General features: G+C 32.7%; 11 protein-coding genes. 9 read left to right on the forward strand and 2 right to left on the reverse strand.

The genetic code is table 11. The annotated features are described in order from the left end of the window. Positions 1-8: 8 nt before the first annotated feature. The 8 genes from V6251_RS03455 (at position 9) to V6251_RS03490 (ending at position 14,657) form a co-directional block, all read left to right on the forward strand. Positions 9-1,847 (forward strand): endonuclease, encoded by a 1,839-nt coding sequence (locus V6251_RS03455; protein ID WP_341587047.1) that lies wholly within the window; start codon positions 9-11, stop codon positions 1,845-1,847. 164 nt (positions 1,848-2,011) lie between these two features. After that, positions 2,012-5,710, forward strand: a complete 3,699-nt coding sequence (gene purL / locus V6251_RS03460; RefSeq protein ID WP_341587048.1) for a phosphoribosylformylglycinamidine synthase — start codon at positions 2,012-2,014, stop codon at positions 5,708-5,710. A 69-nt stretch (positions 5,711-5,779) separates the two neighbouring features. Next, entirely contained in the window at positions 5,780-6,586 is an 807-nt protein-coding gene (locus tag V6251_RS03465; RefSeq protein ID WP_341587049.1) for a helix-turn-helix domain-containing protein, read from the forward strand. Between the two features lie 263 nt (positions 6,587-6,849). Next, positions 6,850-8,619, forward strand: a complete 1,770-nt coding sequence (locus V6251_RS03470; RefSeq protein WP_341587050.1) for an AMP-dependent synthetase/ligase — start codon at positions 6,850-6,852, stop codon at positions 8,617-8,619. A gap of 140 nt (positions 8,620-8,759) precedes the next feature. Further along, complete coding sequence (locus V6251_RS03475; protein WP_145002185.1) at positions 8,760-9,215, forward strand: MarR family winged helix-turn-helix transcriptional regulator; 456 nt, start codon at positions 8,760-8,762, stop codon at positions 9,213-9,215. A 1-nt stretch (position 9,216) separates the two neighbouring features. Continuing rightward, a complete protein-coding gene (locus V6251_RS03480) occupies positions 9,217-11,625 on the forward strand; it encodes a 3-hydroxyacyl-CoA dehydrogenase NAD-binding domain-containing protein (RefSeq protein WP_341587051.1) in 2,409 nt (802 codons plus the stop codon). A gap of 5 nt (positions 11,626-11,630) precedes the next feature. Then, positions 11,631-12,821 (forward strand): acetyl-CoA C-acyltransferase, encoded by a 1,191-nt coding sequence (locus tag V6251_RS03485; protein WP_341587052.1) that lies wholly within the window; start codon positions 11,631-11,633, stop codon positions 12,819-12,821. Positions 12,822-12,848: 27 nt separating this feature from the next. Next, positions 12,849-14,657, forward strand: a complete 1,809-nt coding sequence (locus V6251_RS03490) for an acyl-CoA dehydrogenase family protein (RefSeq protein WP_341587053.1) — start codon at positions 12,849-12,851, stop codon at positions 14,655-14,657. A 66-nt stretch (positions 14,658-14,723) separates the two neighbouring features. On the opposite strand, the gene V6251_RS03495 is transcribed toward V6251_RS03490, so the two are convergent. Both V6251_RS03495 and V6251_RS03500 read right to left on the reverse strand, forming a co-directional pair. Then, entirely contained in the window at positions 14,724-16,145 is a 1,422-nt protein-coding gene (locus V6251_RS03495) for a M56/M15 family metallopeptidase (RefSeq protein ID WP_341587054.1), read from the reverse strand. Beyond that, positions 16,138-16,524: a BlaI/MecI/CopY family transcriptional regulator gene (locus V6251_RS03500; RefSeq protein WP_145002197.1), complete on the reverse strand. Its 387-nt coding sequence runs from the start codon at positions 16,522-16,524 to the stop codon at positions 16,138-16,140. The genes V6251_RS03495 and V6251_RS03500 overlap by 8 nt, the downstream gene beginning before the upstream one ends. Positions 16,525-16,680: 156 nt before the next feature. On the opposite strand from V6251_RS03500, the gene V6251_RS03505 reads away from it, so the two are divergent. Then, entirely contained in the window at positions 16,681-18,330 is a 1,650-nt protein-coding gene (locus tag V6251_RS03505) for a M1 family metallopeptidase (protein ID WP_341587055.1), read from the forward strand.

Raw genomic sequence — 18,330 nt, forward strand, 5'->3', positions numbered from 1 at the left:
ATTTAACAATGAAACAATTTTACTTATTATCATTAACCTTATTACTAACACTTACTAGTTTTGCTCAAGTACCAGCTAATTATTATGATAGTGCTACTGGATTAACTGGTTATGCTCTTAAATCAGAATTAAGAAGTATTATTACTAATGGACATTCTGATCAAGGCTATTCAGGTTTATGGTTGGGATATGAAACCACAGATAGAGACCTTTATTATGAAAACGATAATACAATTTTAGATATTTATTCTGAAAAACCTACTGCTACAGACCAATACAGCTACACATACAATTCTGATCAATGCGGAAATTACAATGCTGAAGGTGTTTGTTATAACAGAGAACATTTAGTGCCTCAATCATCATTTGGCGAAGCCTCTCCAATGAAAAATGATATACATCACGTGTACCCAACAGATGGCTATGTTAATGGTGGACGCGGAAGCTTTGCATTTGGTATTGTTGGCTCTGCTAGTCATACATATTCTAACGGATCTAAAAAAGGAACAAGTGCTGTTGCTGGATATTCAGGAACTGTTTTTGAACCAATTGACGAGTTTAAAGGTGATGTTGCTAGAGCTTTGTTATACTTTGCAACACGTTATGAAAACACAGTTGATGGTTATACCAGTTTTGACATGTTTAATGGTACTAATGACCAAGTGTTTCAGGGTTGGGCTATTAGTTTGTTATTAGATTGGCATAATAATGTTGATCCAGTAGATGCCAGAGATATACAACGTAACAACTCAGCTTACAATTTTCAAGGTAACGCTAATCCATTTATTAGTCATCCAGAATACGCAAATGCTATATGGAATCCTGGACCTACAGATACACAAGCTCCAACAGTGCCTACAAATTTAGTAGCTTCTAATCCAACATCAACTACAATTGATTTATCTTGGTCAGCATCTACTGACAATACAGCTGTTGTAAGTTATGATGTTTTTGATGGTAGCAATTACGTAAATACAGGATCAAACGCAACCACATATACTATTTCAGGATTAACACCAGAAACGACTTACACGCTATCTGTAAGAGCAAAAGACGCAGAAGACAACACCTCTGCATTAAGTACAACAGCTACTGAAACTACATTAGCTGGAAGTACAGGTATAAGTAACGATTTATACTTTTCAGAATATATAGAAGGTTCTAGTAATAATAAAGCTTTGGAAATTGCAAACTTTACAGGAGCAGCTATAACAGACTTAGCAGGTTATGAACTAAGATTAAGCTCTAACGGTAACTCGGGATGGACAGCAACATATAACTTTCCTAGTGGTGCGTCAATCAATAATAATGATGTGTATGTTATAGGAAATAGTAATTTAACAGTATGTACAGCTGCTGTAGATGACTCTAATAATACCATTACCGGATTTAATGGTAATGATGCTATAGGATTATTTAAAAACGGAATCCTAATTGACATAATTGGTACTTTAGGAGATAATACAATTTATGCTGCTAACACTACTTTGGTAAGAAATTCAAATATTTCTGGAGGAAATAGTACCTTTAACCTAAATGAATGGACCGAATCTCCATCTAATACATGTACCAACTTAGGACAACATAATCAAACATTAAGCACAACAGACTTTAATAAACAAGAAATAAAAATATATCCAAACCCTATTAAATCTAGCTTATTAACTATTGAGGTTAATGAAAACTCTAGCTTTGAAATCTATGATATTTTAGGTAAAAAGATTTTAAAGGGTAATGTGACTTCTAAAAATAATAAAGTTAGTCTATCTAGCTTAAGTAAAGGTGTCTACATTTTAAGACTACAAAACAAAAACGGTAGTATTACTAAAAAACTGATTAAAGAATAAGTAGATCTTAATCCAAAATTTAAAAAGCGACTTAATTAAGCCGCTTTTTTTTGTTTAAAACCTAGTGAATAACTCTTAAATTAAGCGGTAATTATTATCAATAATTAGCCTTAAAAAACCTAAATTTGTGTCTTTATAAAAAACAACACTCAAACTAAAATATAATGATTCATTTCTTCGGAAACCAAAACAGTAACCTTTTTGCTGTTCAAGCAACAAAAGAATTATCAACGCAAACCATCTCTAAATTGATTTGGTTATTTGGCAACCAGCCAAAAATAGAACAAGCATCTTTAGATGCTTTTTTTGTTGGTCCTAGAGCTGCAATGATTACACCTTGGAGTACAAATGCAGTAGAAATTACTCAAAACATGGGTATTGATGGTATCATCAGAATTGAAGAATTTGAAGCTTGCCAAAAAGACTTTACAGGCTTTGATCCAATGATTTCAGAAAAATATAATGGATTAAACCAAGAGTCTTTTACAATTAATATCCAACCAGATCCAATATTAAATATTGAGGATATAGCATCTTATAATCAACAAGAAGGTTTAGCTCTAAATGATGAAGAAATTGAATACCTAGAAGGCGTATCAAAAAAAATAGGTCGTCCATTAACAGATTCAGAAGTCTTTGGGTTTTCTCAAGTCAACTCAGAACATTGTCGTCATAAAATATTTAATGGGACATTTGTCATTGATGGAAAAGAAAAACCAACATCGCTTTTTAAACTGATTAAAGAAACCTCCAAACAACATCCAAACACTATTGTTTCGGCTTATAAAGATAACGTTGCTTTTATAAAAGGTCCTAAAGTGGAGCAATTTGCGCCAAAACGTGCAGATATTCCTGATTTCTATGTAAAAAAAGATTACGACTCTGTTATTTCGCTTAAAGCGGAAACACATAACTTTCCAACAACCGTAGAGCCATTTAATGGAGCTGCAACAGGATCTGGAGGAGAAATTAGAGACAGATTAGCTGGTGGAAAAGGATCGTTACCATTAGCAGGAACCGCTGTTTACATGACTTCTTATTCTAGATTGGAAGAAAATAGACCATGGGAACAAGCTATGGATGCACGTCCTTGGTTATACCAAACACCAATGGATATTTTAATAAAAGCTAGTAATGGTGCATCGGACTTTGGTAACAAATTTGGACAACCCTTAATTTGTGGTTCTGTATTAACGTTTGAACACGACGAAGCAAAAAGCACGATTATTAATGGTGAAAAAAGAACCAACAGAAAAATTGGTTACGATAAAGTAATCATGCAAGCTGGAGGTATTGGTTACGGTAAAGCAGATCAAGCTTTAAAAGACACACCTAAAAAAGGTGATAAAATAGTAATATTAGGTGGTGAAAACTATCGTATAGGAATGGGTGGAGCTGCAGTATCCTCTGCAGATACAGGAGAATTTGCTTCTGGCATAGAGCTTAATGCTGTACAACGTTCTAACCCAGAAATGCAAAAACGTGCTGCCAATGCTGTACGTGGAATGGTAGAAAGTGACGAGAATTTTATAGTCTCTATCCATGATCATGGTGCTGGTGGACACTTAAACTGCTTATCAGAATTAGTTGAAGATACAGGTGGAACTATAGATTTAGATGCCTTACCTGTTGGTGATCCAACCCTTTCTGCTAAAGAAATTATTGGTAACGAATCTCAAGAACGAATGGGATTAGTTATTGCAGAAAAACATTTAGATCATTTAAATAGAATTGCAGAAAGAGAACGTTCTCCGATTTATACTGTTGGTGACGTAACAGAAAACAATAGATTTACATTTAAATCTAAAACCAAAGGTGATACACCAATGGATTTAGCTTTAGAGGATATGTTTGGAAGCTCTCCAAAAACAATAATGACAGATACCACAATTGACAGAAATTATGGTGGTGTCTCTTATAATCCAAACTTATTTTACGATTATCTAGACCAAGTATTACAACTTGAAGCTGTAGCATGTAAAGATTGGTTAACAAATAAAGTGGACCGTTGTGTTGGTGGTAAAGTTGCCAAACAACAATGTGTTGGTCCATTACAAATCCCATTAAATAATATGGGTGTAATGGCTTTGGATTATAATGGTGTAGAAGGTATTGCTACGTCTATTGGACACTCTCCTATCTCTGGATTAATTGATCCTGTTGCTGGAAGTAGAAACAGTATTACAGAAGCACTTACTAACATTATGTGGGCTCCATTAAAAGATGGACTAGAATCTGTATCATTATCTGCCAATTGGATGTGGCCTTGTAAAAATGAAGGTGAAGACGCACGTTTGTACGAAGCAGTACAAGCTATTTCAGAATATGCAATTGACTTAGGAATCAATGTTCCAACAGGAAAAGACTCGTTATCAATGAAGCAAAAGTATCCTAACGAAGAAGTTATTTCTCCTGGAACTGTAATTATTTCTGCTGCAGCAAACTGTAATAATATTAAAAATGTTATCGAGCCTGTTTTTAAAAGACAAGGTGGTGATATATATTATATACACTTATCTCAAGACGACTTTAAATTAGGAGGAAGTAGTTTTGCTCAAATATTAAACAAAGTTGGTAATAACACTCCAAACACTAAAGACGCCAAGTACGTAAAAACCGTATTTAATACTATCCAAAAATTAATCAAGGATAATCAAATTATAGCTGGACATGATGTCGCTTCTGGTGGACTAATTACTACATTATTAGAGTTATGCTTTGCAGATGTAAATTTAGGTGCAGAACTAGATATTACTGCTTTAAACCAAAAGGACTCTTGTAAAGTATTATTTTCTGAAAATTCAGGGATTGTTTTTCAATCTAAAGATGCTGCTATAGAAAAAGTACTTACAGACGCTAATATTGCTTTTCATAACATTGGTAAAGTTACTGATAGTGATACATTAAGTGTTATAAATGGTATTGAAATCTTTACTATGACTGTCTCTAGATTAAGAGACATGTGGTACAAAACATCTTTTTTATTAGACCAAAAACAAACTGCAAACGGACTTGCCAAAACGCGTTTTGACAACTATAAAAATCAAGCCTTACAATATAGCTTCCCTAAACATTTTACGGGAAAACTTCCAATTATTAACCAAAATAAACCAAGACCTAAAGCAGCAATTTTACGTGAAAAGGGTAGTAATTCTGAACGTGAAATGGCTAATGCAATGTATTTAGCTGGTTTTGATGTTAAAGATGTACACATGACAGATTTAATTTCTGGTCGCGAAACCTTAGAAGAAATTCAATTTTTAGGTGCTGTTGGTGGTTTCTCAAACAGTGATGTTTTAGGGTCTGCAAAAGGTTGGGCTGGAGCAATAAAATACAATGAAAACGCTAATAAAGCCATAAATAACTTCTTTAAAAGAGAAGATACTTTATCCATTGGTATTTGTAATGGTTGTCAATTATTTATGGAATTAGAGTTGATTAATCCAGAACATGAGGTGCATGGAAAAATGCTTCATAATGACTCTAAAAAACACGAAAGCGCATTTACTTCAGTAACAGTTCAAGACAATAACTCGGTAATGCTTTCAACATTAAAAGACACAACTTTAGGTGTTTGGATAAGTCATGGAGAAGGTAAATTTAATCTTCCTAAGTCAGAGCAAGAGTATAACATTGTTGCAAAATATGGTTACGATAGTTATCCTGCAAATCCAAATGGATCAGATTTTAATACTGCAATGCTATGTGATAAAACTGGTCGTCATTTAGTAATGATGCCACATATAGAGCGTTCTACTTTTCAATGGAATTGGGCTAACTATCCAGATAACAGACAAGATGAAGTATCTCCATGGTTAGAAGCATTTACAAATGCGAAGCAATGGATTGAAAATAAAAAGTAAGATAATTCATATTTTTTTTAATAAATTTCTTAGGTTTATGCTGTAATAATTCAGAACATAAAGCTATTAATGAATTTTAGATATATAGAATGTACCAACACTAACCAGTTGGTACAAAACTTTTTTGAGCTTACTGTTGAGCAAACCAGTATACCTTTAGTTTCTAAAGTTATACCAACTGCACAATCGCATATATTATTTTTTAAATCAAAATCACCACTAGAAACAGGCGTAAGAAATAAAATTTATAAGAATAAAGGAATCGTTGTATTTGGGCAATCCTATAAATCTTACACGATGAAGGCACAAAACCCCTATTTTAATTTTGGGATTAATTTGCATCCAACTGCACTATACAAAATTTTAAAAACAGATATTTCTAAATTAACAGATAAACATATTAGCCTATCTAAAATAGATACTAAATTATATGAGTTATTACATCCTGTTTTTAAAGAAAATCTCCACGGAACAGCATTAGCACAACGTATTGAAAGCCAACTATCAAAGCTTCAAATTTACGAAAGTAAAAACACAAAATTAGTGGACGAAGCTATTAAGGTGATATACAAAAAGGAAGGTAAAATTAATGTAGAAGAACTTCTTAAAATATTTCCAATTTCGCAAAAACATCTAGAAGTACAGTTTAAAAAAACCATAGGATTAACACCTTTAAAATTTATAAAACTTTATAAATTTTTAAGTTTAATGAGGCAATATGAATCTAAAAAAGCATCAATAACACAATTAATAGAGTATTATGCTTATTATGACCTGTCGCATTTTACTAAAGACTTTAAATTATTTATGAACCAAAAGCCCTCAGATTACTTCAAATCTGAGAATATTTTCTTAAATAATTATTTAAAACTCTAATTTTTACGATTTTTTACATCATTTAAACAAAAGATTTTACATAATTTAGCTTCGAATTTATGTGTTTTATTTAATTTAAATGAAAGTTAAGGGATTCATTTAAAAATAGTTAGTTATTAAATAAAAATCAAAAAAGCATATATTCACGCTATCAATCAGTTAGCATAGGAGCTGTTTAATTACAGCTCCTTTTTTTTACTGCTATTTGAAATGGAAATAAAATTTCATACTTTGCAACTCTTAACAACTTCGCAAATAAACTAATGATAGAAATAACTAGACTCTTCGATTTCCCATACTATCAACTTGAAAAATACAATCTTGAAAATTCATTATCAACAAAATATGATGGTAAATGGGTATCAATTTCTACAAAAAAATACTTAGAACAAGCAAATACAATTAGTAGAGGTCTACTAAGATTAGGTGTTGCAAAAAACGATAAAATAGCAGTAATATCCTCTACCAATCGTACAGAATGGAATATAATGGATATTGGTATTTTACAACTTGGTGCACAAAATGTCCCTGTTTATCCTACAATATCCGAAGAGGATTATGCATACGTTTTAAATCATGCAGAAGCTAAATATTGTTTTATATCGTGTCAAGACGTTTATGATAAAGTCATAAAAATAAAAGCAGAAGTACCATCGTTAATAGAAGTTTATTGCTTTGATCAGTTAGAAAATTGCAAAAATTGGAACGAAGTGTTAGAGTTAGGAAAAGACCAATCTAACCAAAATGAAGTTGAAAAGTTAAAAGATAATGTAAAAGCTAGTGACCTAGCTACTTTAATATATACTTCCGGAACTACTGGAAAACCTAAAGGTGTAATGCTATCACACGATAATTTAGTTAGCAATGCTTTAGAAAGTTTTAAAAGAATACCTATCGGATTAGGAACAGCTAAAGCCTTAAGTTTTTTACCATTATGCCACGTATATGAGCGCATGCTTATATATTTATACCAATACTGTGGTGCCTCAATACACTACGCTCCTATTGACCAAATAAGCGAATACGCACAAGAGGTTAAACCACAAGTAATGACTGCTGTACCTAGATTACTAGAAAAAGTATATGACAAAATTATTGCTAAAGGCGCTGAGTTAACAGGAATTAAGAAAAAATTATTTTTCTGGGCTGTAGACGTTGGACTACAATACAAGCCCTATGACGAAAATGGTTGGTGGTACACACAAAAACTCAATCTTGCTAATAAATTAATATTTAGCAAATGGAAAGCTGCACTTGGAGGGGAAGTTAAAGTAATGGCATCTGGTAGTGCTGCTTTGCAACCTAGATTAGCACGTGTATTTAATGCTGCAGGATTTGGTGTTATGGAAGGTTATGGATTAACCGAAACCTCTCCTGTTGTATCTGTAAATGATATGCGCAACGGAGGATTTAAAATTGGTACTGTCGGCAAATTATTAGATCGTACTGAAGTTAAAATTGCCGAAGACGGAGAAATTTGTGTAAAAGGACCTCAGGTCATGATGGGATATTATAAAGACGAAGCCAAAACTGCCGAAGTTATTAAAGATGGCTATTTCCACACTGGAGATATAGGTGTCATTGACGACGAAGGCTTTTTAAAAATTACCGATCGTAAAAAGGAAATGTTTAAAACCTCTGGTGGTAAATATGTAGCACCACAATTATTAGAAAACAGATGTAAACAATCTAGATTTATAGATCAAATAATGGTTATTGGTGAAGGCGAAAAAATGCCAGCAGCGATAATACAACCAGATTTTGAATTTATCAGAAATTGGGCCAAAATACATAACAAAACATTAGGTACTAACGAAGCGTTAGTTGCTAATCCAGAAGTAATAGCTCGTATACAAGAAGAGATAGACACAGCAAACACTAAATTTGCTAAGTGGGAAAAAATTAAACAATTTAGATTAACAGCCGAACCTTGGACTGTAGAAGGTGGACACTTAACTCCTACTTTAAAACTTAAGCGTAAAATAATTAAAGAAAAATATAAAGCATTATACAACGATATTTACGGTTATTAATACTTTAAAATAAATCTTATCTGCAAAAAAGCTATCTAAATTTAGGTAGCTTTTTTTTATGCACTAATTTTAAATTTATTATGCATGCATAATAAATTTTTACTATCTTTGAAAAGATAACCATTTATAATGATTACAATATGAAAGACAAAACCATAGATTACGTCCTTAGAACCACTTGGTTAGCAGTTAATAAAATGTACAACGAAGAAGCTGCTAAATTTGGTACAACTATGGCTACTGGTTTTACTTTGTTAAGTATTGATCAAGAAGAAGGAACACCTTCCACCTCATTAGGTCCAATTATGGGTATGGAAGCAACTAGTCTTTCCAGAATCCTAAAACGTATGGAAGAATTAGATTTAATAGTACGTCGACCAAACCCAAATGATGGTCGTGGTGTATTAATTTATCTAACACCTTTTGGTAAAGAAAAACGTAAAGATGCCAAAGAGCGTGTTTTAGTTTTTAACGAAGCAATTAGAGAACACGTATCTGATGAAAAATTAAAAAGCTTTTACGAAGTTTCGGATACAATTAATGAATTGATCTCAAACAAAAAAATATACAATCAAAAAGAACACACATTAAAATAATATGAGCAAACGTAGAATTAAAAAAGTAGCGATTATTGGTTCCGGAATTATGGGATCTGGTATTGCTTGTCACTTCGCCAATATTGGTGTAGATGTATTATTATTAGACATCGTTCCTAGAGAACTAAACGACAAAGAAAAAGCTAAAGGATTAACCTTAGAAGACAAAGTCGTAAGAAACAGATTAGTAAATGATGCCTTAACCGCATCTTTAAAATCTAAACCCTCTCCTATTTACAGCCAAGCTTTTGCTAGTCGTATTACTACAGGTAACTTAGAAGACGATATTGCTAAAGTAGCAGATGTAGACTGGATTATGGAAGTTGTAGTAGAAAGACTTGACATTAAACAACAAGTTTTTGAAAAACTAGAAAAATACAGAACGCCAGGAACTTTAATTACTTCAAACACTTCAGGAATCCCAATAAAATTCATGAATGAAGGTCGTAGCGAAGATTTCCAAAAGCATTTCTGTGGTACACACTTTTTTAACCCAGCACGTTACTTAAAATTATTCGAAATTATTCCTGGACCAGATACAGATCCTTCTGTATTAGAGTTTTTAAATGAATATGGTGAAAAATTCTTAGGAAAAACTTCTGTTGTTGCTAAAGATACTCCTGCTTTTATCGGAAACAGAGTTGGTATTTTCAGCATACAAAGTTTATTTCACGCAGTTAAAGATTTAGATTTAACTATCGAGGAAGTAGATAAATTATCAGGACCAGTAATTGGTCGCCCAAAATCTGCAACCTTCCGTACGGTTGATGTTGTAGGTTTAGATACTTTAGTTCACGTGGCAAACGGGATTAGAGAAAACTGTCCTAAAGACGAACGTTTAGAGTTATTTGAACTACCAGATTTCATCAACACGATGATGGAAAACAAATGGTTAGGAAGTAAAACCGGACAAGGTTTTTACAAAAAAACGGTGTCTGCTGAAGGGAAAAAAGAAATTTTATCTCTTGACTTAAACACACTAGAATACCGTGCTGCTAAACGTGCAAAATTTGCAACTTTAGAATTAACGAAAACGATTGATAAAGTAGTTGACCGTTTTAAAGTATTAGTAAAAGGAAAAGATAAAGCAGGTGAGTTTTACAGAAAAAGCTTCACTGCATTATTTGCTTACGTATCTAATCGTATTCCTGAAATTTCAGACGAGCTTTATAAGATTGATGATGCCATGAAAGCTGGTTTTGGTTGGGAACACGGACCGTTCCAAATTTGGGATGCTATAGGCGTAGAAAAAGGAATTGAATTAATGAAAGCGGAAGGTTTAGAACCTGCTGCTTGGGTTAACGATATGGTTGCTTCTGGTAACACATCTTTCTATTCTGTAAAAGAAGGAGCTTCTTTCTTTTATGATATTGCGTCTAAAAAACAAACTAAAATACCTGGTCAAGACAGTTTCATTATCCTTGATAATATTAGAAAAACAAACGAAGTGTTTAAAAACTCTGGTGTTGTTATCGAAGATATCGGAGACGGAATCCTTAACCTAGAATTCCAATCTAAAATGAACACTATTGGTGGAGACGTTTTAGCTGGATTAAATAAAGCTATTGATTTAGCAGAAAAAGATTTTGCTGGTTTAGTAGTTGGTAACCAAGCTGCAAACTTTTCTGTTGGTGCAAACATCGGAATGATTTTCATGATGGCTGCAGAGCAAGAATATGATGAGCTTAACATGGCTATCAAATATTTCCAAGATTCTATGATGCGTATGCGTTATTCTTCTATACCAACTATCTCTGCTCCTCACGGAATGGCCTTAGGTGGTGGATGTGAATTATCATTACACGCAGATAAAGTAGTTGCAGCAGCAGAAACTTACATGGGACTTGTAGAGTTTGGTGTTGGTGTTATTCCTGGTGGTGGTGGTTCTAAAGAAATGGCTTTAAGAGCGCAAGACCTTTTCCATAAAGGCGATGTACAATTAAACGTTTTACAAGAGCATTTCTTAACTATTGGTATGGCTAAAGTATCTACTTCTGCTTACGAAGCTTTTGACTTAAACTTATTGCAAAAAGGAAAAGATGTTGTGGTTGTAAACAAAGACCGTCAAATAGCAGTTGCAAAACAACACGCTATGCTAATGGCTAATTCAGGTTACACACAACCCGTAAAAAGAGATGACGTTTTAGTTCTAGGTAAACAAGCATTAGGAATGTTTATGGTAGGTACAGACTCTATGGAAGACTCTAACTACATTTCTGAACACGATATGAAAATCGCTAATAAATTAGCTTACGTAATGGCTGGTGGAGATTTATCTGAACCAACACGCGTAACAGAACAATATTTATTGGATTTAGAGCGTGAAGCTTTCTTAAGTTTATGTACAGAACGTAAAACTTTAGAGCGTATTCAGCACATGTTAACAAAAGGTAAACCTTTAAGAAACTAAGAAAAATGAAAACAGCATATATAGTAAAAGCATATAGAACCGCAGTTGGTAAAGCACCAAAAGGCGTGTTCCGTTTTAAAAGAACAGATGAATTGGCAGCCGAAACCATCAAGTATATGATGAAGGAATTGCCAGGTTTAGACCCAAAGCGTATTGACGATGTAATTGTTGGTAACGCAATGCCAGAAGGTTCTCAAGGATTAAATATGGCACGTTTAATCTCTTTAATGGGATTAGACATAGTGGATGTTCCTGGAGTAACTGTAAACCGTTTTTGCTCTTCTGGAGTAGAAACAATTGGTATGGCAACTGCAAAAATACAAGCTGGAATGGCAGATTGTATTATTGCTGGTGGAGCAGAAAGTATGAGTAGCGTACCAATGACTGGTTTTAAACCAGAATTGAACTACGATATCGTAAAATCTGGTCATGAAGATTATTATTGGGGAATGGGAAATACTGCAGAAGCTGTTGCAAAACAGTTTAAAGTATCTCGTGAAGACCAAGATGAATTTGCATTCAATTCGCATATGAAAGCCTTAAGAGCGCAAGCTGAAAATCGTTTTCAAGATCAAATTGTACCAATTGAAGTGGAACAAACTTACATTGATGCTAACGGAAAGAAAGCGACCAAATCTTACACAGTAACTAAAGATGAAGGACCTCGTGCAGGAACAAGTAAAGAAGCTTTAGCAAAACTTAGAGCAGTATTTGCTGCTGGAGGAAGTGTTACAGCTGGTAACTCGTCACAAATGAGTGATGGTGCTGCTTTTGTAATGGTAATGAGTGAAGACATGGTTAAAGAGCTAGGTTTAGAACCAATTGCAAGAATGGTAAACTATGCTGCAGCAGGTGTTGAGCCTCGTATTATGGGAATTGGACCAGTAAAAGCAATTCCAAAAGCCTTAAAACAAGCAGGATTAAAACAAGACGATTTAGCTTTAATTGAGTTAAATGAAGCTTTTGCTTCGCAATCTTTAGCTGTAATTAGAGAACTAAATCTTAATCCAGATATTATTAACGTTAATGGTGGTGCAATTGCATTGGGTCACCCATTAGGATGTACAGGAGCAAAATTATCTGTACAACTTTTTGACGAAATGCGTAAGCAAGACATGAAAGGTAAATATGGTGCAGTTACCATGTGTGTTGGAACAGGTCAAGGTGCTTGCGGAATATTCGAATTTTTAAATTAATTAAAGAACTTAATACAATACTATAAAATGGCAGATTTAGAAAAAGACATCTTAAGAGGTGGTCAATTCTTAGTAAAAGAAACAAATTGTGAAGACGTGTTTACTCCTGAAGATTTTTCGGAAGAACAATCAATGATGAAAGATTCTGTAATGGAATTTAATGATCGCGAAATTATACCTCATAAAGCACGTTTTGAAGCTAAAGATTATGCATTAACTGAAGAAGTTATGCGTAAAGCTGGAGAAATGGGCTTTTTAAGTGTTGCTGTACCTGAAGCTTTTGGCGGAATGGGAATGGGATTTGTTTCAACAGTATTAACTTGTGATTACATTTCTTCTGGAACTGGATCATTTAGTACTGCTTTTGGTGCACATACTGGTATTGGTACTATGCCAATTACTCTTTATGGTACTGATGAGCAAAAACAAAAATACGTACCAAAATTAGCTTCAGGAGAGTGGTTTGGAGCTTACTGTTTAACAGAGCCTGGAGCAGGATCTGATGCTAATTCTGGTAAAACTACTGCTGAACTTTCTGCTGATGGTAAATCATACAAAATTAACGGACAAAAAATGTGGATCTCAAATGCAGGTTTCTGTAGCGTGATGATTGTTTTTGCTCGTATTGAAGATGATAAAAACATTACTGGATTTATCGTTGAATATGATGGTGAGAATCCAAATGGAATTACTTTAGGTGAAGAAGAACACAAATTAGGTATTCGTGCCTCTTCTACGCGTCAAGTATTTTTTAACGACACTGTTGTTCCTGCTGAAAATATGTTAGCTGGACGTGGTGAAGGTTTCAAAATTGCAATGAATGCACTTAACGTTGGTCGTATTAAATTAGCTGCTGCTTGTTTAGATTCTCAAAGACGTATCTTATCTACAGCTGTAAATTATGCTACAGAACGTAAACAATTTAAAACTCCTATTGCAGATTTTGGAGCAATCAAAGTAAAGTTAGCCGAAATGGCTGCAAGTGCTTATGCTGGTGAATCTGCTACTTATAGAGCTGCTAAAAATATTGAAGACAGAATCGCAATGCGTGAAGCTGCTGGAAATACACATCAAGAAGCAGAACTTAAAGGTGTTGAAGAATATGCAATTGAGTGTTCTATCTTAAAAGTTGCAGTATCTGAAGATGTACAAAATTGTGCAGATGAAGGTATCCAAATTTTTGGTGGAATGGGATTCTCTGAAGAAACGCCTATGGAGTCAGCTTGGAGAGATGCTAGAATTGCCCGTATATATGAAGGTACTAACGAAATTAACAGAATGTTAGCTGTTGGTATGTTAGTTAAAAAGGCAATGAAAGGTCATGTAGACTTATTAGGTCCTGCTTCTAAAGTACAAGAAGAATTAATGGGAATACCATCTTTTGAAACACCTGATTACTCTGAGTTATTTTCAGAAGAAAAAGAAATGATTAAGAAACTTAAAAAGACATTCTTAATGGTTGCAGGTGGTGCTGTTCAAAAATATGGTCCTCAATTAGAAGATCACCAACAATTATTAATTGCAGCTGCAGATATCTTAATTGAAATCTACATGGCAGAATCTGCGATTTTAAGAACTGAGAAAAACGTTAAACGTACTAGCGAAAAAGAGCAATCTGCTCAAATCGCAATGGCTAAATTATATTTATATCATGCTGTAGATATCGTTGAAGAAAAAGGAAAAGAAAGTATTATTTCTTTTGCTGAAGGAGATGAACAACGTATGATGTTAATGGGGCTTAAGCGTTTTACAAAATATGCTAACTATCCAGATATCGTAGATTTACGTATCGAGATTGCAGAAAAAGTAAAAGCAGAAGGAAAATACTGCTTCTAAAAATTAAGTTTTAGTTTTAATTACCCTAAAAAGCTGTTTTGTAATGAAACAGCTTTTTTATTTTCCTTATTTACTACTTCTAATTTTATTTAAACTTTCAAAAATAGATTTTGCTATAACCTCTCTTTTAAATGTATTAGTCAATATAGCTTTATCCTCTTTATTAGATAAAAAACCTAGTTCTAAAAATATTGCTGGACAGTTTACATTTTTAAGGAGATAAAAATTTGCAACCTTAATACCACGAGATTTTGAAAAAACATTAAACTTATTTTCAATTAAAACCTCACTATAATTATAAGAGGTGTCTTTATTGTCATTGTCATCTTTATAATATGCCTCCACTCCATTTATACTATTATCCTTATTTGACGTACAATGTAAGCTAATCATTAAATCTGCATTTGCATTATTTACTATTTTTGAACGTTGATTAAGTGAAATAAACTCATCTGACGTCCTAGTCTGGATAATTTTTATTTTATCATTACTATAGCTTGCTAATAAATTAGAAATTTCTAAGGTAATCTCCTTTTCTTTCACATCAGTTTTATTACCGGAATCTTTACCTCCATGTCCAGCATCAATAACAACTACAATTGGTTTTTTTAAATCTTTATAAGAGCTAAACACAAAAATACCTGCGAATAATAAGATAACAGAAGTAATTTTTAATGCTTGATTTAATACAGAAGATTTCTTTTGATGTAACATAATAAGTCGGTTTTTGATTTGAATAAAATTAAATCCGCTAGTTAAAGGAATGCGGTAATCCTGTTTTCCTAAATTAATTATAGTTTTGGAATATTTTTCGATATCAATTCCTGATAAAACGGAAATTTCATCTGCAATAAACTCATGATTTTGAAGTATTACTTTTTTATATAACCAAGTAAAAGGATTAAACCAAAAAACACAAATAAATAATTCTGATAGTATGATATCAATAGTATGTAAATGTTTGCTATGTACTGATTCATGCTTTAGTATACTTAAATATTCAGCGTTAGTTAATCTATGATTTTCATTTATAAACATATAGTTGAAAAAACTAGAAACCAAATCAGAATCGTTACACTTTATTAACTTCAGACTACCTAAACGTTTATAACAGATTCTTGTATGCTTATATATCTTGAAAAGATTCTTGAAAAACCTAAAAACGAAAAACAGTGTAATTACCAAATAAATATAAAACAGTGCACTTTTGTTGGATGAATGAATACTTTTTGTTTCTTTTAAAACTAAACTTTCAATATCATGATTTACTTCTTTAGTTTCATCAAAATTTTCGACAGTGATCTCTGTAATACGAGGAACTGCATCAAGAAATTCAAATTCAAAAAATGGAGCTGCAAAACATAAAATCATTGAGCCTATTAAAAAGAAACGATTAAACTGAAATGTCTTTTGTTTTCTGAGTAACACGACATAAACTAGATACGAACAACCTAAACTAATAATGGTATATACAAAATAACTAATCATTGGCTTTCTTTTGGTCCATTTTCTGTTTTAATAATGCTTGAAGATCTTCTAACTCTTTCATCGATAAATCTGCATTTTTAGTAAAAAATGATGCAAATTGTGCTTTAGAATCGTTGAAAAAATGCTGAATCATCCCATTTACTTGCTTTGTAAAATAGTCGTTCTTTTTAAGAATAGGGAAATAAACTTTGTCTCTTCCTAATCTCTCAAACCCAATATACTTCTTATCAACCATTCGTTTTAATAATGTAGAAATAGTAGTATATGCTGGTTTTGGTTCTGGAAACTTCTCAACAATATCTTTCATAAATCCTTTATCAAGAATCCATAAACACCTCATTATTTGTAGTTCTGATTTATTTAACTGTTTTATATCCACAAGTATAGTTTTATTACTACAAATGTAGTAATAAAAAATTAAAAAACAATTTTTAATGATTTACGATTAATTCTTTTTAAAAATTATTAGTTAAAACCTACTTTTAAGTAAAGTGGTTTTTTATTTTTCATTAATTTAGAAGAAATTTTTATAGTAATGAAAAACACACTCTATCTAATACTTTTTTTTGTAATTTCTCCTTGTATATCAACAAAAGCCCAAGGCTTACTGCAAGAAAAAAACAACTTTACTAGACAAGACACGCTTCGTGGTAGTATTACTCCTGAGCGCGAATGGTGGGATTTAACCTATTATCATTTAGATATTAAAGTTAATCCAGAACAGAAAACAATTTCTGGAACAAATACAATTCAGTATACCGTTTTAAAACCAAACCAAGTTTTACAAATTGATTTGCAAGAACCATTACTATTGACTAAAGTGACTCAAAACAATAAAGAACTAGAAATAAAACACGATAGAAATGCTCACTTTGTAACGCTTAAAGATCAACAAAATATAGGCGAAACAAATAGTATTATTGCATACTACGAAGGAAAACCTCGCGAAGCTGTTAGAGCACCTTGGGATGGCGGAATTTCTTGGAAAAAAGACAAAAACGGAAATCATTTCATAGCTTCATCTTGTCAAGGACTTGGCGCAAGTGTTTGGTGGCCTAATAAAGACCATATGTATGACGAAGTCGATAGTATGGATATTAGCGTTACAATTCCTAAAGGGTTAATGAATGTGTCTAACGGAAGACTTAAAAATATTATTGATAATAAAGATGAAACAATTACAACTAATTGGCATGTAGCAAACCCAATTAACAACTATGGTGTAAATATTAATATTGGTGATTATGCTAACTTTTCTGAAGTTTTTAAAGGCGAAAAAGGTGATTTAGACATGAATTACTACGTCTTAAAAGACAACCTTGAAAAAGCAAAAACCCATTTTAAAGATGCACCAAAAATGATGAAAGCTTTTGAACATTGGTTTGGTCCTTATCCGTTTTACGAAGATAGTTTTAAATTGGTAGAAGTCCCTTATTTAGGTATGGAACACCAAAGTTCTGTAACTTACGGAAACAAATATATGAATGGCTATTTGGGTAGCGATTTATCCGGAACAGGTTGGGGCTTAAAATTTGATTTTATCATCATTCATGAAGCTGGACACGAGTGGTTTGCTAACAATATTACCAATGTAGATATTGCAGATATGTGGATTCACGAAAGTTTTACTGCTTATTCTGAAAGCTTATTTTTAGATTATTATTACGGTAAACAAGCCTCATCAGAGTACGTTATTGGCACAAGAAGAGGTATTCAAAATGATAGACCCTTAATTGGATATTATAATGTTAATAATGAAGGTTCTGGCGACATGTATTACAAAGGTGCAAACATGCTTCATACCATTCGTCAACTGGTTAAAGATGACGAAAAGTGGAGACAAATATTACGTACTTTAAATTCAAAATTCTATCATCAAACCGTAACTACACAACAAATTGAAAACTGTTTAGCAGAAGAATCTGGATTGGATTTAAAAGGTATTTTCAATCAATATTTACGCACTGTTAACATTCCTGTTTTTGAATATCAAGTTGAAGGTAAAAAATTACACTACAAATGGACTAATATAGTTGATGACTTTATAATGCCAATTCAAATTGAAGTCAATGGTGTTAATCAATGGATTACACCTACAAAAAACAATCAAACGCTTAAATTAAAATCTAAAGATGCTAAAATAAAAGTGGATAGTAATTTTTATGTGAATGTAAAAGCGCTTTAA

This window comes from Olleya sp. Ti.3.14 (genome assembly GCF_038154885.1).
Lineage (GTDB): Bacteria > Bacteroidota > Bacteroidia > Flavobacteriales > Flavobacteriaceae > Olleya.